Source organism: Pseudomonas sp. S3_A03 (assembly GCF_054668275.1).
Window position 1 is genome coordinate 949,377 of sequence record NZ_CP162753.1, and the last position, 15,412, is coordinate 964,788.

Genomic DNA, 15,412 nt, shown 5'->3' on the forward strand with positions numbered 1-15,412 from the left:
CGGTTTATGCGCTTCATCTTCCCGCGTACCCTTCTGGCCGCCACCCTGGCCTTGCCCTTCGCACTCCCGGCCTACAGCGCCGAACCCCACAAGCAGATCCAGGCGCACGCCGAGCAGTACAAGGCCGAGGCGTTGAAACTGCTGGAGCGCCTGGTCAATATCGATTCGGGCTCCGGCTACGGGCCGGGCCTGACCCAGGTCAGCGACATCGCCGTAGATGAGTTGAAGCAGTTGGGCTTGAGTATCGAACGCGTGCCGGACGCCGCCGCCAACAGCAGCCATGTGATCGCCACCCTCAAGGGCACCGGCAAGGCCAGAATCCTGTTGATGGCGCACATGGACACGGTATTCAAGGAAGGCTCCGCCGCCGAGCGCCCGTTCCATATCAAGGACGGCCGCGCCTACGGCCCGGGCGTGATGGATGACAAGGGCGGCATCGTTGCCGGCATCTATGCGCTCAAAGTCCTGAAAAACCAGGGTTTCACAGACTACGCACAGATCACCTTCCTGCTCGACGCCAGCGAAGAAACCGGCTCCGACATCGCCTCCGAACTGATCCGCAACACCGCCAAGGCTCACGACGTGACCCTGAACCTCGAACCCGGCCGCCCGGCCGACGGCCTGGTGGTGTGGCGCAAAGGCAGCGCCACCGCAGTGGTCGACGTCAAAGGCAAAGCCGCCCACGCCGGCGTCGCCCCGGAACTGGGGCGCAACGCCGCCATGGAAGCCGCGCACCAGATCCTGCAATTGGGCAAGTTGGGCGATGAAGAGAAGAAAACCACCATCAACTTCACCGTGATCAAAGCCGGCGACCGCACCAACGTGATTCCTGACCAAGCCACGGTCAAGGCGGATGTGCGCGCGGCATTGCCGGAAGAGTTTGATCGCATCGAAAAAGACCTGGTGCGCGTGTCAGCGAACAAACTGATCCCGGACACCGAAGTGACCACCAGCCTCAAGCGCGGCCTGCCACCGATGCCGCAAACGCCCGAGTCGGACAAATTGGTTGCGATTGCCCAAGGGATTTATGGGGAATTGGGCAAGACATTGACCATTGAAGGCAGCGGCGGCGCGGCGGATGCGAGCCTGTCGGCCGGGGTAGGGACGCCGACGTTGGATGGGTTTGGGATTGTGGGCGGCAATATTCACACGCCCGAAGAGTATGCGGAGGTGGAGAGCGTGGTGCCGCGGGTTTACCTGCTTAGCCGGATGATTATGGAGCTTTCGACGCGGTGATTCGAAATTGGGCCGGGCTCACGCTGATGAGTGAGCCTTTGTGGTGAGCAGGCCCGGTGGGTAGTGAGCAGGCCCTGTGGTGAGCAGGCTTGCCCTGCGCTGGGCTGCGAAGCAGCCCCAAACCTGACATCGCTGATTGAACCGATACACCGTATCGCCCTGACGGGGGCCGCTTCGCGGCCCAGCGCGAGCAAGCTCGCTCACTACAGGGGATTGTGGGTGTAGGAGTGTTGCTACCACGTTGCTGGATCTTCGAGGCTGGCTTTTTGGAGGTCGTCTCTCCAGACCTCATTGGCCAGTCGGTAGATGTCAGCGAAGAAGCCTCTTGGATCGTCTATTTCTGTTTCATCCCAGGCCATTAATGAGTAACTTTCAGAGTCGTCTTTGAAAAAATAATTAAAGTTGAAGTGTTCATTGTTTAGTGCAAGAAACAACGTTTCCATCAGTTTGTATTTGTGGCGATAAGAAAACCTGTTATTTGGATCTAGGCAATATTTTCGAATAAGGTTTTCTCTATCTTTTTGGTCGTTCGGGTTGTATTTGGCGAGCTCTTCTCCTTTGGTTTCCTCTCTGTCGTAAATGTCAAAAACGCCTACGAAGTACATCAGGTTGGCGTCGAAGGGTATGTGGCTTGAAGAGGGATGAAATAGCATTTTTACTCCTTAATAGGGAATAGAGTGAACGGTGTGCCATCGTCCCGAAATTTCATCTCTGCACCGTTCATGGATGGGTTGAAAATAGGATTTTTTTTGTCGTGCTTGTTGGGCCTGTAACCACGACCTGCCCCAGGGAGCTCTAAACGTACTATATCGTTTTGTTTGTCATCAACGCCCGTGTAGCGGGTTAAACCCCTTTCGGTTCTCGTTGTAGCCTTAGTCCATGCCTGTAGTTGCAACTTCCAGCTGTTAAATTGTGAGCTTGGGACACCCTTGTTGTTTTTCGGCGTCTTGCCGGTTACTGGGTCCGTTCCATCAATCGAGCGCCGGTGCACCTTGACGGTTTCTACTTCTGGACCATGTTTGCCTACCATATGCATATCGTATTTTTTTTCATACTCTAGAATCCTGCGCTTTGCGTTGGCCTCGGTTAGCTCTTCAATTCTCGCCGATCTTGCTGTGATGCCCGGCTGTGGCGTGGCAGGGTCATTGGATTTAACTTTAATTGTATGAGGCGGATTTTCGCTTTCGACAACCGTCTTACATCCATTTTCACCTGGGCACGAGCTTAATCCCAATGGATCCACCCATCCCGTAGGGTTGGGCACGTACTGGTAGGCGTTGATCCCACCTGCCAGCTTCACCGGGTCCGGCGTCAGGTAACGACCAATATCTGGATTGTAGTAGCGATGGCGGTTGTAGTGCAGCCCGCTTTCTGGGTCGAAGTATTGGCCTTGGAAGCGCAGCGGATTGTCGACTTTTCCGACGTCGAGTCGGCTGATTTGGCCGTAGGCGCGGTAATGGGCGGACCAGACGATTTCTCCGTCTGGAGCGGTGAGTTCTTGGGGCGTGCCGAGGTGGTCGAGTTGGTAGTGGTAGGGTTTTGTTTCGTCTGGGCCAAAGCCTTCCAGCAGCGCCAACGGCCGGAAACTGTCCGGTTCATAGAGATAGCTGCGATGCCGATCCGCGTGATGCTCAGCGATCAGTTTGTCGCCTTGCCAGAAAAATTCAGTGGTGATGTCGTTGACGGTTTTGCTGATGCGCCGCCCGAACGGGTCATAGCGGTAGCTGGCGGTTTGGCCGTTGGGCTGGGTAATACCGATCAACCGATGCTGGCAGTCGTATCGGTATTCGGTAACGAGTTGATGGCCTTTGCCGCGCCGTTCGCGGATGAGGTTACCGAAGGCGTCGTAGTCGTAGTGTCGGTCGCCCTGAATCATCAACCGATTGCCCGCCACGATGTCAGGGCCGGGGCGGTCTTGCATGAGCAGATTGCCGGCGGGGGTGTGGGCGAAGCGTTCCTGCAGGTCTTGTGAGTGATCGGCGCGGGTCAGGCGGTTGAGCGGGTCGTAGCGGTAGTGGTGTTCGCCTTTGCGGGTGTCGTTGAGGCGGGTGAGGTTGCCGGATTTGTCGTAGTCGTAGTGGCGTTGGTAGAAGTAATTTTCCTGCTGGGTGACGGTGTGGGCGTGCAGGCGGTGTTGGTCGTCGTAGTGGTAGTGGCTGAGGAGTTGGCCTTGTTGGCGTTGGTGTTCTTGGCCGGATTTGAAGAGGTGAGAAGTCAGTAGTGCACCGTTGAGTTCGACGGTAGCGAGGTCGCCGCCTCTACCGTGACTAAAAACCAGTCGGTTGTTGTCCGGCAGGCGCAGGTGTTGCAGCTGGCCGCACGCGTCATAGCCATAGCGCAAGGTGCCCCAACCCTGATGTTCACCGGTGAGGCGATTTTGGGCGTCGTACTCGTACGCCAGCGCCCAGTGGCCGTCGTCGACGCTGAGGAGGTTGCCTTGGCGGTCGTAGGCGTAATCGACCATGTTGCCGTCGGGTAGGGTTTTTCGTACGAGGCGGCCTGCGTGGTCGCGTTCGTAACAAGTCACTAGCTGACTGCTATCGTCGCCGTGTTCGGTTTTTTCCTGAAGGTTGCCGTTAAGGTCGTAGACGTAGGCGGTGCGCTGGCCGTCGAAGCCGATTTCCTGCTGGATTAGGCCGTTGGGGTGGTAATCCAATCGGTAGATTTCGCCGACTTCGTTTTCGATTTCGGTCAGCAGCAGTCGAGCGTTGTCGTAGCGGTAGTTGACCTGGCTGCCATCGGCGTTGAGGCGGCGGCTGATCAGGTGCAGGCCGTTGGCGTATTCGTAGCGGGTGACGTGGCCGAGTTCGTCGCGTTCGGCGGTGATTTTTCCGTAGGGGTTGTAGCTGTATTCTCGCGTGGCACCGCCTGGCAACACGATGCGAATCAATCGGCCGACGCTGTCCCATTGGTATTGGGTCAGCGCGCCTTGTTCATCCTCGCGGGCAATCTGGCGGCCCAGATCGTCGTAGCGATAACGCTTGGTGTCGCCATTGGGCCGTTGCTCTTCAATGAGCTGACCGCGTTCATTCCACACCAGCCGATGACAGCTGTGGTCGGGATACCAAACGCCCGTTAGTTGCCCGTACTTGTTGTAGCTGTAGTCCGTCACCTCACCATCGGGATCGGTCCTACGCGTCAGGTCGCCCTGGTCGTTACGCTCGTACTTCCAGACCGCTTCACCACGCCGCACAACCCGTACGAAGCCGTTGTCATGCTCGTAGAACGTCGGTTCATCATCTCCCGGAAACAACGCCACCAAGCGTCCGGCATCGTCGTACTGATACGCCGTCACCGCCCCGAGCGGATCCTGCTCGACCGTCAGTCGACCCTTGTCATCGTAGGATTTGAAGTGCTGAGCGCCGTCCGGGTCGATACGCTGCACCAACCGCGCCCGGTCATCGTGGACATACTCTTCCTGACTGCCATCGGCGTTCTGCACGACCACGCGGCCGTTGTCCTCCCAGACATACCGCGTATCCATCTGCGAAAAACTGGCCCAGTGCCGGACACAGCGGGCCGCCTTGCCGGAGCGTTCCCATTCCCAGAAGAAACTCGCCCCACCGGCCAAGCCCCGCTCCAGAATGACGTGCTGCTCGTCGTACCGATAAACCTCGCTTTCGCCGACGGCGTTGGTCGCGCAAACCAGTCGGCCCACGTCGTCATAGGCGTAGGAAACAACGTTCTGTTCCGTCACCCATTCGTAAGGCTCATACCCCTTGGCCCGCTGAACCTGGTAATCCACCGCCACCATGCGGCCCAGTTCATAACGCAAAAACAGCGAGCGCCCGACGCCGTTATCCAACCGTGCAATACGCCCCAACACATCCCGCGCAATCCGCAGGCGGTTGTCATACGCATCGCTGATCGAGACCAGCACCCCGTCGCGAAAGTGATAAAACCGTGAGGCCTGGGCCAGCACTAACTCATCCGGCGAAGCCCCCAAATAGATCGCCGCTTCGGCCAGGCTGTTGGTGATCGCCGGTCGCGCCTCGGTAGGCAGCGGAAACTCAGTCGACCGGTTTTCATGGTCGGTCCACACCACCGAATCGCCCGAAACAGAAAGCCGCTGCGCCAGCGAATGACTCCAGCCAAACCCCAGCCCAACATCCACTTCCACCGCGCTGGTGCGGTACAACCGTGTCCACTCAAACGGCAAAATCCCATCCAACGTGCCGTCGGTGAGCGTGAGCAATTCCTCCCCAGTGACCATCGACACCGGGCAGCCATTGGTCGCTGTTTTGTCCGCCGAAGTCGCCGCGTCACCCTTGGGATTCGTAGCCACGACCGGCACATCATCGACATGCTCCTGCCGAACCAATACCGTCCGCTGGGACTTGTTACGAACCAACGGAACAGGGTTCGAAACCACCTGATCCCCAGCCTTCAACGGCGCAACCGGAATCGTCTTGATCGGCGTTGGCGCGCTGCCCAGCAGCAATGGCCTGGCCACTGCGACATGCGGTTCCAGACCCGGCCCTACCATCTGCTTGGCCAGCAGTTCCAATAACTCGCGCGCCCGGGCGGACTTGATCGAGCCCAGCACCTGAGCCCCCAGCCGCACTGCGATGCCCATCGCACCCATTACACGCATCAACAGCAGATTGATCAGCACCTCGCCGGTGATCTCACCCCACAGTTCATTCATCTGCGGCGGCGGCAACATGCGCGTCCAACTGACTATCGCCGACAGGTAGATAAACAGCAGCGGCTCATCGCTGAGCACCAGTAAGCCGTTGGCAATCTTTTCGTTGCCCAGTTTCAGCAGCGCATCAAGTTCTGCCTGGGAGAGGTAGGCCAACAGCTTCTCGCTGTTGGCCTTGAGGTCCGCCAGCAGCTCATACAACTGCGTGACGTTGTCCCACAGGTTGAAGAGGGCTTTTCCGAGACCGCTGATAAACGCCGCTTCCAGCATCCGGCGCCGATCAAGTGGCTTGGCCTCGGCATAGTCTTGCCACTGGGCCTGGAAGGTAGTGGTCCACGCTTCACGCAGACGGATGTCCAACCCCGCGATCACCGACTGATAAGACGCATACAGCGCCTTGACGTGATCCCTGGAAACGTTGGGGTAAAAATTGATCCGGTACTGCTGGTTGCGATCACACTCGGTGACTTCGAGGATGCCGCTGGGGCCGATGGTCTTGTGGATCGGTTCGCCCAGCGGGCCACCGTTTGGGTCGATGCGTTGCAGTACCACCGGCGTATTGCCGATGGGCACAAACTGCGTGCTTTGAAACAGGTGCACCAGGGTCAAGGTGCCGTTGGCCGGGCACGTGGCGACGGTGCTGTTGGGAATAATCGAACGATTGATGGGGGCGGCCAATGCCACCTGATCGCCCACCTTGAATACCTGCTCGACGTCCAGTGTCGAGAAGCTCCAAAAGCGCGCGGCCCAGTCGTCAAACGTATTCAGGCATTCACGAAAATCACGCAAGACGCCGTCGATATCGACTGTCTTGACGTCCATTGGGGTCAGGGCCAACCGGCCTATGGCCGGGTTCAAAACACGGCCCCATCAACCTGGGCCATCACGAAAAAAACCATCTGCACTCCCTCGCGCTGTGTATTCAGGCGAGGGACTTTGCAGAGGTTCTCAGGGGAGGGGAGTAGAGCTTATCCGGCGCTTACGTGGGAGGTTTCGACAACCTTTGTCTTCTCACGCCCCAGTACCAGGCTGCACAGTGCCGGCAGGAACAACAGCGTCAACACGGTGCCCACCAGCACGCCGCCGATCAGCACAAACGCGAGGGACGACCAGAACACCGACAACGTCAGCGGAATGAACGCCAACGCGGCCGCCAGCGCGGTCAGGATCACCGGCCGTGCGCGCCGTACCGTGGCTTCGATGATGGCCTCGCGAATCGGCATGCCGTGGTCCTGGTTCTGGCGGATCTGGTCGGTAAAGATCAGCGTGTTGCGCATCAGGATCCCACCGATGCCGATCAGCCCCAGGATCGCGTTGAACCCAAAGGGCTGGTTGAAAAGCAGCAAGGTCGGCACCGCGCCGATCAAGCCCAGTGGCGCGGTGGCGAAGACCATGAACATCACGCCGAAGGAGCGTACCTGGAACATGATCACGGTGAGGGTCAGCAGGATCATGATCGGGAACAGCGCCGCCAGGGCCACGTTGGCCTTGGCACTTTCTTCCACCGGGCCGCCGATGTCGATCTGGTAGCCGGCAGGCAGCCTGGCGATCAGCGGTTGCAGGTCTTTGTACACGGCCATTTCCACATCGGGTGGTTGCACGCCGTCGATGATGTCGGCACGCACTTCCACGGTGGTTGCGCGGTCGCGGCGTTTGAGGATCGGCTCTTCCATCACCGCCTGGAAATGCCCGACCTGGGCCAGCGGTACCGAGGTGCCGGCGCTGTTGGTCAGGGTCATGTTGTTGAGGTTGCCGAGGTTCTCGCGCTGGTTGCCCTGGGCGCGAGCGACCACCGAGACGGTGCGGTTGCCTTCGCGTACTTCGGTGATGGGGTTGCCGCTGAGCAAGGCGTTGAGCTGGGACTTGACCTCATCGGGGGTGAAACCCAGCAGGCGCAGGCGGTCTTGGTCCAGCACCAGGCGATAGCTGCTGGTGCGCTCGCCCCAATCGAGAAACGCGTCCTTGGTCAGTGGGTTGGCGGCGACCACTTTGCGCACGTCTTCGGACAGGCTGCGCAGCACGTCCACGTTCGGGCCGGACACGCGGAACACCACAGGGAACGGCACCGGCGGGCCGAACAACAACTGCGTCACACGTACCCGCGCCGCCGGAAACTCACCGGCGGCGATACGCTCGCGCATCCGCAGTTTCAGGGCGTCGCGGGCGTGGGAGTCCGGGGTTTGCACGATCAATTTGGCGAATGCCGGGTCGGGCAACTCAGGGTTCAGCGACAGGAAAAAACGCGGAGCGCCGCCGCCCACATAGGTGTCGACCATCGATGTCTGCGGCTCTTGCAGCAGGGCTTTCTCCAGCTGCGCGGCCACCGCCTCGGTGCTTTTGAAGGCACTGCCGGGCGGCATGTACACCTCAAGGATCAGTTCGGAACGGTCGGAGTTGGGGAAGAACTGCTTCTTCACCACGCCCATGCCCAGCCCGCACAGCACAAATGCTGCGACCACCAGGCCGGTCACCAGCCAGCGCCGGCGCACGCAGGTGTCTACCAGGCTGCGCAGTTTCTGGTAATAGCGCCCGGCATAAATTGCGTCGTGGCCACCCGGCACTGGTTTGATCTGCGGCAGCAACTTCACCCCCAGATACGGCGTGAACACCACCGCCACCAGCCAGGATGAGATCAGCGCAAAGCCGACGATCCAGAAAATATTCCCCGCGTATTCCCCAGCGCCCGACCGCGCAAAGCCCACCGGCAGAAAACCGATGATGGTCACCAGCGTACCGGTGAGCATGGGCGCGGCGGTGGAGCTCCAGGCGAAGGTGGCGGCGTGAATCCGATCAAAACCTTCTTCGAGTTTCACCACCATCATTTCAATGGCAATGATCGCGTCATCCACCAGCAAGCCCAGCGAGATGATCAGCGCACCGAGGGTGATGCGGTCAAACTCGCGGCCGGTCATCAGCATGATCACAAACACGATGGATAAGGTCAGCGGCACCGCAGCCGCCACCACCAACCCCACGCGAAAGCCCAGGGCCAGCAGGCTGATGACCATCACCACCGCCAGGGCGACGAAGAATTTGAGCATGAATTCATTCACCGCCAGGCTGATGTTCTTGGCTTGGTCGGAGACCTTGGCGAAGTTCACGCCCAAAGGCAGGTCAGCCTGGATCCTGGCTTCCTGGGCCTGGAGGCTTTTGTCCAGCTCCAAGCCGTTCCAGTGTTTTTCCATGATCACCCCGAGCATCAGCGCCGGGTCGCCCTGGTGGCGGATGCGGTAGCTGGGCGGGTCTTCATAGCCACGGCTCACGCTGGCCACGTCGGCGATGCGCAGCACGCGGCCATTGACCACCAGCGGCACGTTTTCAATCAGCGCCAGGCTGTCAAATGCGCCGTCGATACGGATATAGGCGCGGGCACCGGCGGTTTCCACAAAGCCCGACGGCGCCACCGCGTTTTGCGCGGCGAGGGCGGCGAAGATCTGATCGGGCTTGATGCCCAGGGTTGCCAGCCGCTCATAGGAAAATTCGACGAAGATGCGCTGGGCCTGCTCGCCGAGGATATTGACCTTTTTCACGCCCGGCAGGTTGAGCATACCCTGGCGCAGTTCCTCGGCCATCTGCACTTGTTGGCGATGGGGCAGGTGTTCGGCTTCCAGGGCATACAGCGCAAAGTACACATCGGAATACTCATCGTTGAAGAACGGCCCGATCACGCCCTTGGGGAGTCTGGCGGCTTCATCGCTGAGTTTTTTGCGGGTCTGGTAGAACAGGTCCTGGATCTCGCTGGGGCGCGTGGATTCGAGAAATGTCATGCGCATCGACACAAAACCTGGTTGGGCGATGGTCTCCACGCGGTCGTAGTAGTCCAGTTCCTGCAGGCGCTTTTCCAGGCGGTCGGCCACCTGTTCCTGCATTTCCTGGGCGGTGGCGCCGGGCCAGGCGGCGGTAATGGTCATGACCTTGACGGTGAACGATGGGTCTTCGGCGCGGCCCAGTTTGCCGAACGAGAAGATCCCGGCGGCCAGGATCGCGATGATCAAAAACAAGGTGACCGCGCGATGCTTGACCGCCAGCTCAGAGAGGTTGATGCCGCGCATGATCATTGGTCCTGTTTGCGGTTGAGGGCCAGCGCCTGGGCGGGCTGAAGGCGCACAACGTCGCCGTTGTGCAGCAGGTGCGCGCCGAGGGCGACGACGGTAGCGCCCGGGCTCACGCCGCTGTCGAGCAGGGCGTCTTCCTGGCCCAGGCCGGCAACTTTGACGGGGGCAAAACTGACCTTGTTGTCCTCGCCGATCAGCCACACGCCAGTTCCCTGCCCGGCGTCATGCAACGCACCGATGGGCACGCTGGTCTGTTGGGCCTGGCCGTTGCCTTGCAGGCGCACGGTGATGGTGGAGCCGAGGGCGAAACGCTCGACATTGCCATGCAGTACATACCGGGCGCGGTAGGTGCGGGTGGTCGGGTCGGCGCTGGCGGACAGCTCGCGCAAGGTCGCCGTCACGGTTTGGTCGGGAGCGCCGAAGGGGAACGCCAGGGCTTTCTGGGCGGCCAGGTCGCGTTGGTTTTCCGGCAGGTTGACGATGGCTTCACGGGCCCCGTCATGGGCCAGCCGCGCGACGATTTGCCCTTCGGCGACCACCTGGCCGCGATCTACCCGCACATCGGTGATGATGCCGTCGCCATCGGCCTTGAGCACTGAGTAGGTGCGGCGGTTGTCGATTTGGCTGGCGTCCGATTGCGCCGCGGCCAACTCGGCCTCGGCAACCCGCAGGTTGGTCGCGGACTGGTCGAAGATCTGCCGCGACACGGCGCCGGTACTGGCCAGGCGTTGGTAGCGGTTTGCATCGTCGCGGCGTTGGCGTAATTGCGCCTGGGCAGCGTTGATGCGGTTCCTGGCCGAGCGCAGGGCCAGTTCGAAGTCACCGATATCCAACACCAGCAGGGTGTCGCCACGGGACACATGCTGGCCGGGATCGACCTTGCGCTCGATCACCTTGCCGCTGACGCGAAAGCCCAGGTCACTTTCCGTACGGGCCGCGACCACACCGGTATAGGCGCTTTGCTGGCTGCCGGCGGCTTCGACATGGGTGGCAAGTACCGGGCGCGGCTGTGGCGTTTGGGCGGCGGTATCCGCCTTGCTGTTGCAGCCACTGAGGATGATCAACAAAGCCAGGGGCGTGAGAAGACGCAGGGAGAGAGGGGGCATGGCGGACTCCGGGGTAACCAGTGGGCAAAAAATTATGGACATAATTTTTTACGCATATTATGGTCGAAATATAAATTAATCCAGCCCCCCGGATGATCCCCATGCTCAATACCCCGGCGCCCTCACGCAGCTTGTTGTGTTTATTGGTGGCCCTGACGGCACTCGGCGAAGTCTCGACCCAATTGATCATCCCCGGTCTTGGCGTTATCGAGCAGGCGCTGGTGGCGCCGCCGGGTTCGGCCTTGATGGCGTTGTCGGCGTTTGTCGCGGCTTTTGGCCTGGGGCAGTTGGTGTTCGGGCCGCTGTCGGATCGCATCGGCCGCCGCCCGGTATTGCTCGGCGGGTTGGTGCTGTATGGGGTGGCGACCTTGTCGATGCTGTTGGTCAACGATATTCATCAGTTTATTGCGGCTCGCGTACTGCAAGGCCTGGGCGCCTGCGCGGCGCTGGTGTTGGCGCGCACGGTGGTGCGGGATGTGTGGAAGGCCGAAGCGGGGCCGGCATTGGCGTTGACCATGATCGGCATGCTCTATGCCATCGTGGTTGCGCCGATGGTCGGCGGCCTGCTGATCAAGCTGGTGGGGTGGCGCGCGCCGATCATGCTTGCGCTGGCGATCGGCAGCGCGGTGTTGCTGCTGGCGCTGTTGTTCTTTCGAGAAAGCAATCACTACCTGGACCCCAAGGCCGGCCACTGGCGCACCCTGGGCGGGCACTATCTGGATTTGCTCAAGGGTCGCCAATATCGCGCATTCGCGGTGGCGTTGGCGTGCACCTATGGCGCGATGTTCGCGGTAATTGCCGGGTCATCGGCGGTCTTTATCAACCTGCTGGGCTTTAGCAGCCTGGAGTACGGCATCAATTTTGGCCTGATCGTGTCGATGCTGATCGTTGGGTCTACTTACACCCGACGCAATATCCTGCGCCTGGGGCCGCAACGGATTGTGGCGATGGGGGTGACGCTGGTCGCCATCGGCGGGGTATCGGCCGCGCTGATTTACGCGCTGTTTGGTTTGTCGGTGCTGGGCCTGGATATTCCAATTGCCCTGGCCACCTTGGGCGGCGGCTTGGTGTTACCTGGCGCGGTCACCGGCGGGGTCATGCCCAACGCGCACCGCGCCGGCCTGGCCGCGGGCTTGATGGGTTTTGCGCAGATGTTCGGCGCCACCTGTAGCGGCCTGTTGCTGAGCCAACTGCGTGATGCAAGTGCGACACCGATGATCATGATCCAGGCGGGTTTTGCGCTGATGGCGTTTGTCGCGTTTCACCTGTTGCGTAACCGGCGCGGGGCCCTGGTCTCAGCGGCGTGAGGCGACGGTTAATCGTTCTATGCATGGAACACTCAAGGCTGTTTATGCCATCTAGCGCTGAATTGGTATCAGCTATAAGGTGTATGCACTTTGGAGGATTACCATGAAAAAACTCATCGGCATCTACACCAGCCCTCGCGCCCATTGGGTCGGCGACGGTTTCCCGGTGCGCACGTTGTTTTCCTACGACAACCTTGGCAAACACATCAGCCCGTTCCTATTGCTGGACCACGCCGGCCCGGTCGATTTCACCCCGACCGAACAACGTCGTGGTGTCGGTCAACACCCCCATCGCGGCTTCGAAACCGTGACCATCGTTTACGCCGGTGAAGTCGAACACCGCGACTCCACCGGCGCCGGCGGCACCATTGGCCCAGGCGATGTGCAATGGATGACCGCCGCCAAAGGCATTCTTCATGAAGAGTTCCATTCCGAAGCTTTCGCCCGTAAAGGCGGCGCAATGGAGATGGTGCAACTGTGGGTCAACCTGCCGGCCAAGTCCAAAATGGCCGAGGCCGGCTACCAGACGATTGTCGACGGTGATATTCCCGCACTGCCGCTGGCCAATGGCGCCGGCAACCTGCGCTTGATTGCCGGAGAGTTCGCCGGGGTCAAAGGGCCTGCACGGACCTTCACGCCAATCGACGTGTGGGACATGCGCCTAAACGCCGGTAAGCCCGTCACGCTAGACCTGCACGCCGGACGTAACACCGCCCTGGTGATCCTGCGCGGCACCGTGCTGGTCAACGGCGAAGAAGTGGCACGTCAAGGGCAACTGGCATTGTTCGAACGTGACGGTAGGCAACTGGTGTTGGAGTCCAACGATGACGCCATGGTGCTGCTACTCAGCGGCGAACCGATCGACGAACCCATCGTCGGGCATGGGCCGTTCGTGATGAATACCGAACAGGAGATTCACCAAGCGTTTGCGGACTTCCAGTCGGGAAAGTTTGGGCGTATGGGTGCATGAAGCCTCGTCTTGGGTACCAGACGAAGTTCAGTTGAATCGATCGACTGAAAAAGCTGATAGCGAAAGGCTTGCTGGCTGTCCGGTAGCCATGTGGGCCAAGGCGTCACCAATAGCCGGCGCAAATTTAAAGCCATGTCCCGAGCAGGCAGATGCGAAATAAGTTGATTTCAGCGCTTCAGATTTTCCTATCAAGAAAGAATCATCTTGGCTCATCGTATAAAAGCAATTCTTTGCTCGCGTGGGGGTGCGCTCAAGCTTGGGGAATAGGGAGCCAATAATTGGCGGCATTTCGGTTATGTAGCTGGGTGGCACGGATGCGTCTGTCCAATCGGGAGTCGAAGGACATTGCTGCCTATTATGGAATCCGATTTTTACGCCGGGCTCACTATTAACAATTGAAGGGACGCCGTATAGAAGCCCACCGTCTTCCCGCTCGTAAAGGAAAACGGGGAAGTGTTCTTGAGTAAAAAGGGTTTCGGAACCCGCTTTGGGCTTGAACCAATAGACCGGCACTCGGCGTGGCTCTAGATGGCGGGTGAGCTCCGGCATAAAGCTGATTGTGATCCAAGGTCCTGATGTGATTATTACCGATCCGGCAAAATACGTACTTCCGCTTTTGGTTGTCACGCGCATGCCAGTCCCTTCGTTTTCCAACTGTACGACGGTATCGCCAAATTGGGTAATAGCACCATTTCTAACAGCTTCATTCAGCATCGCCAGTCTCGCGTCGCTGGCTGAAATCGCATATGCGCCAGGCTCGTATACAACCTGCATCTCATCCTTCAGGGTAAATGCGGGTAAACGCTTTCTAGCCTCGGAAGCGCTCCATACTTCGTGTTCGACTCTTCCCTGTCTCGCGGTTTCAATGCTTCCGGCCACTATCCGGCTGGATTGAGCCCCAATAAAGACTCCACCTGTGCGAAACAAAAGTTGTTTTTGGGTCACGTATTCCAGTTCGTTCCACAGCACGTCAGCGTGGTTAAGCAGTTGAAGATATTTATCGCCTTCCCAATAAGCACGGCGAAATATTCTCGAGGTCCCGTGTGAGGAGCCATAGCAATGGCTGGGGCCAGAAGCATCAATTCCTAATAATCTAGTGCATTTGGGGGCGGTCCTCCACAAGGCAGCTGCACCCATAATGCCGAGGCCGATAATGATAACGTCGTATCGATTGTTCATTTATGAGTGCTCTTGTTTTTGGTTCGTTGGGTGTCTACGAGTTCATAAAAAATAAGGGATATTAATAAGGCAATAATTAGGATGGTCAAGGCGAGTGGTGTGCCTGATGGTTTTTGGTCGTGCGTAAATAACGACAGTATTATCAGTGTGGCGGGTAATATGAACTGGAGAAAGCCAGTAAGGGATAGCGGTATTTTGCCGGCTGAATAAGACAGCATTAATAAAGGCGCAGTGGACACTGCGCCCGCTAGCCAGATTAGATTATTGGAAGGGGCGAAAATCTCGCCGGGGTATAGGGCTGGAAGATTGAATGCGAGGGTGGCTACTGTCAGGCACAGGGTTAAGAACAGGGTTTCTATAAGTAGCCCGCTTACGGCGCCCAAAGACGTGGATTTTTTGACGTAGGTGTAGGCTCCCCATGTGGTAGAAATTATAAAGTAGGTCCAGTGGTTTAAATGACTGGAAAAGATGATCAGGGCGATCACCGCGCCGAATGCAAGCAATGTTGAAACGGCTTTTTTTCGGCTGATGGGCTCATGAAAAATTATTATTCCCAGCGCAACAGAAAAGAAGGGGGCTAATAGATAGCCAAGCCCGCTCTCCAGAAACCGCTGATTAACAGACGACCAGATGAAGGCGGCCCAGTTTGCCGCGATGAGCAACGAAGCAACGCAGTGTAGACGAATTGATTTTATCGTGATTTTTTTAAGCTGGTTTGCTTGGCGAAAAACAAAAACGAAAAGCGCGAGTATGGCTGCGGATAGAATGACTCTATAAGTAACCAATGTTAAGGTTGCGAGGTCGCTGAGTTCTTTCCAATAAAGGGAGGATATACCGAGGAGAAAATTTGCCAATCCAGACAAAACTATTGGGAAGGCATAGTTGGAATGGAGTGTTTGAAGTGAGGTCATGAC

9 protein-coding genes are annotated in these 15,412 nt (G+C 58.7%); 3 read left to right on the forward strand and 6 right to left on the reverse strand.

What is annotated here, in order from left to right; genetic code table 11:
• Nucleotides 1-6: 6 nt before the first annotated feature.
• A complete protein-coding gene (locus AB4O25_RS04085; RefSeq protein WP_460150542.1) occupies nt 7-1,236 on the forward strand; it encodes a M20/M25/M40 family metallo-hydrolase in 1,230 nt (409 codons plus the stop codon).
• A 233-nt stretch (nt 1,237-1,469) separates the two neighbouring features.
• Here the strand turns inward: AB4O25_RS04085 and AB4O25_RS04090 are convergent, their stop codons facing one another.
• The 4 genes from AB4O25_RS04090 to AB4O25_RS04105 all read right to left on the reverse strand — a co-directional run bounded on the left by AB4O25_RS04090 (nt 1,470) and on the right by AB4O25_RS04105 (nt 11,042).
• The gene (locus AB4O25_RS04090) at nt 1,470-1,889 is read right to left on the reverse strand and encodes a hypothetical protein (RefSeq protein WP_460150543.1); all 420 of its coding nucleotides are present in this window, start codon (nt 1,887-1,889) and stop codon (nt 1,470-1,472) included.
• Between the two features lie 2 nt (nt 1,890-1,891).
• The gene (locus AB4O25_RS04095) at nt 1,892-6,703 is read right to left on the reverse strand and encodes an RHS repeat-associated core domain-containing protein (RefSeq protein WP_460150544.1); all 4,812 of its coding nucleotides are present in this window, start codon (nt 6,701-6,703) and stop codon (nt 1,892-1,894) included.
• A gap of 146 nt (nt 6,704-6,849) precedes the next feature.
• Nucleotides 6,850-9,933: an efflux RND transporter permease subunit gene (locus AB4O25_RS04100; RefSeq protein ID WP_460150545.1), complete on the reverse strand. Its 3,084-nt coding sequence runs from the start codon at nt 9,931-9,933 to the stop codon at nt 6,850-6,852.
• A gap of 2 nt (nt 9,934-9,935) precedes the next feature.
• Nucleotides 9,936-11,042, reverse strand: a complete 1,107-nt coding sequence (locus AB4O25_RS04105; RefSeq protein ID WP_460150546.1) for an efflux RND transporter periplasmic adaptor subunit — start codon at nt 11,040-11,042, stop codon at nt 9,936-9,938.
• A 101-nt stretch (nt 11,043-11,143) separates the two neighbouring features.
• Here AB4O25_RS04105 and AB4O25_RS04110 point away from each other — a divergent pair, with 101 nt between their 5' ends.
• Nucleotides 11,144-12,349: an MFS transporter gene (locus AB4O25_RS04110; RefSeq protein WP_017528974.1), complete on the forward strand. Its 1,206-nt coding sequence runs from the start codon at nt 11,144-11,146 to the stop codon at nt 12,347-12,349.
• A gap of 103 nt (nt 12,350-12,452) precedes the next feature.
• Nucleotides 12,453-13,319: a pirin family protein gene (locus AB4O25_RS04115; RefSeq protein ID WP_460150547.1), complete on the forward strand. Its 867-nt coding sequence runs from the start codon at nt 12,453-12,455 to the stop codon at nt 13,317-13,319.
• Nucleotides 13,320-13,346: 27 nt separating this feature from the next.
• Here AB4O25_RS04115 and solA read toward each other — a convergent pair whose 3' ends face one another.
• Nucleotides 13,347-14,498, reverse strand: coding sequence for an N-methyl-L-tryptophan oxidase (gene solA, locus AB4O25_RS04120; protein ID WP_460150548.1), 1,152 nt, complete (start codon nt 14,496-14,498; stop codon nt 13,347-13,349).
• A complete protein-coding gene (locus tag AB4O25_RS04125) occupies nt 14,495-15,409 on the reverse strand; it encodes an EamA family transporter (protein ID WP_460150549.1) in 915 nt (304 codons plus the stop codon). The genes solA and AB4O25_RS04125 overlap by 4 nt, the downstream gene beginning before the upstream one ends.
• Between the last annotated feature and the right edge of the window lie 3 nt (nt 15,410-15,412).

What these genes read in the sequence shown, in the direction of transcription:
- AB4O25_RS04105 (WP_460150546.1), bottom strand. Translation starts at nt 11,042, where the DNA reads ATGCCCCCTCTCTCCCTGCGTCTTCTCACGCCCCTGGCTTTGTTGATC.
- AB4O25_RS04090 (WP_460150543.1), bottom strand. Translation starts at nt 1,889, where the DNA reads ATGCTATTTCATCCCTCTTCAAGCCACATACCCTTCGACGCCAACCTG.
- AB4O25_RS04110 (WP_017528974.1), top strand. Translation starts at nt 11,144, where the DNA reads ATGCTCAATACCCCGGCGCCCTCACGCAGCTTGTTGTGTTTATTGGTG.
- AB4O25_RS04115 (WP_460150547.1), top strand. Translation starts at nt 12,453, where the DNA reads ATGAAAAAACTCATCGGCATCTACACCAGCCCTCGCGCCCATTGGGTC.
- solA (WP_460150548.1), bottom strand. Translation starts at nt 14,498, where the DNA reads ATGAACAATCGATACGACGTTATCATTATCGGCCTCGGCATTATGGGT.
- AB4O25_RS04085 (WP_460150542.1), top strand. Translation starts at nt 7, where the DNA reads ATGCGCTTCATCTTCCCGCGTACCCTTCTGGCCGCCACCCTGGCCTTG.
- AB4O25_RS04095 (WP_460150544.1), bottom strand. Translation starts at nt 6,703, where the DNA reads ATGGACGTCAAGACAGTCGATATCGACGGCGTCTTGCGTGATTTTCGT.
- AB4O25_RS04100 (WP_460150545.1), bottom strand. Translation starts at nt 9,933, where the DNA reads ATGCGCGGCATCAACCTCTCTGAGCTGGCGGTCAAGCATCGCGCGGTC.
- AB4O25_RS04125 (WP_460150549.1), bottom strand. Translation starts at nt 15,409, where the DNA reads ATGACCTCACTTCAAACACTCCATTCCAACTATGCCTTCCCAATAGTT.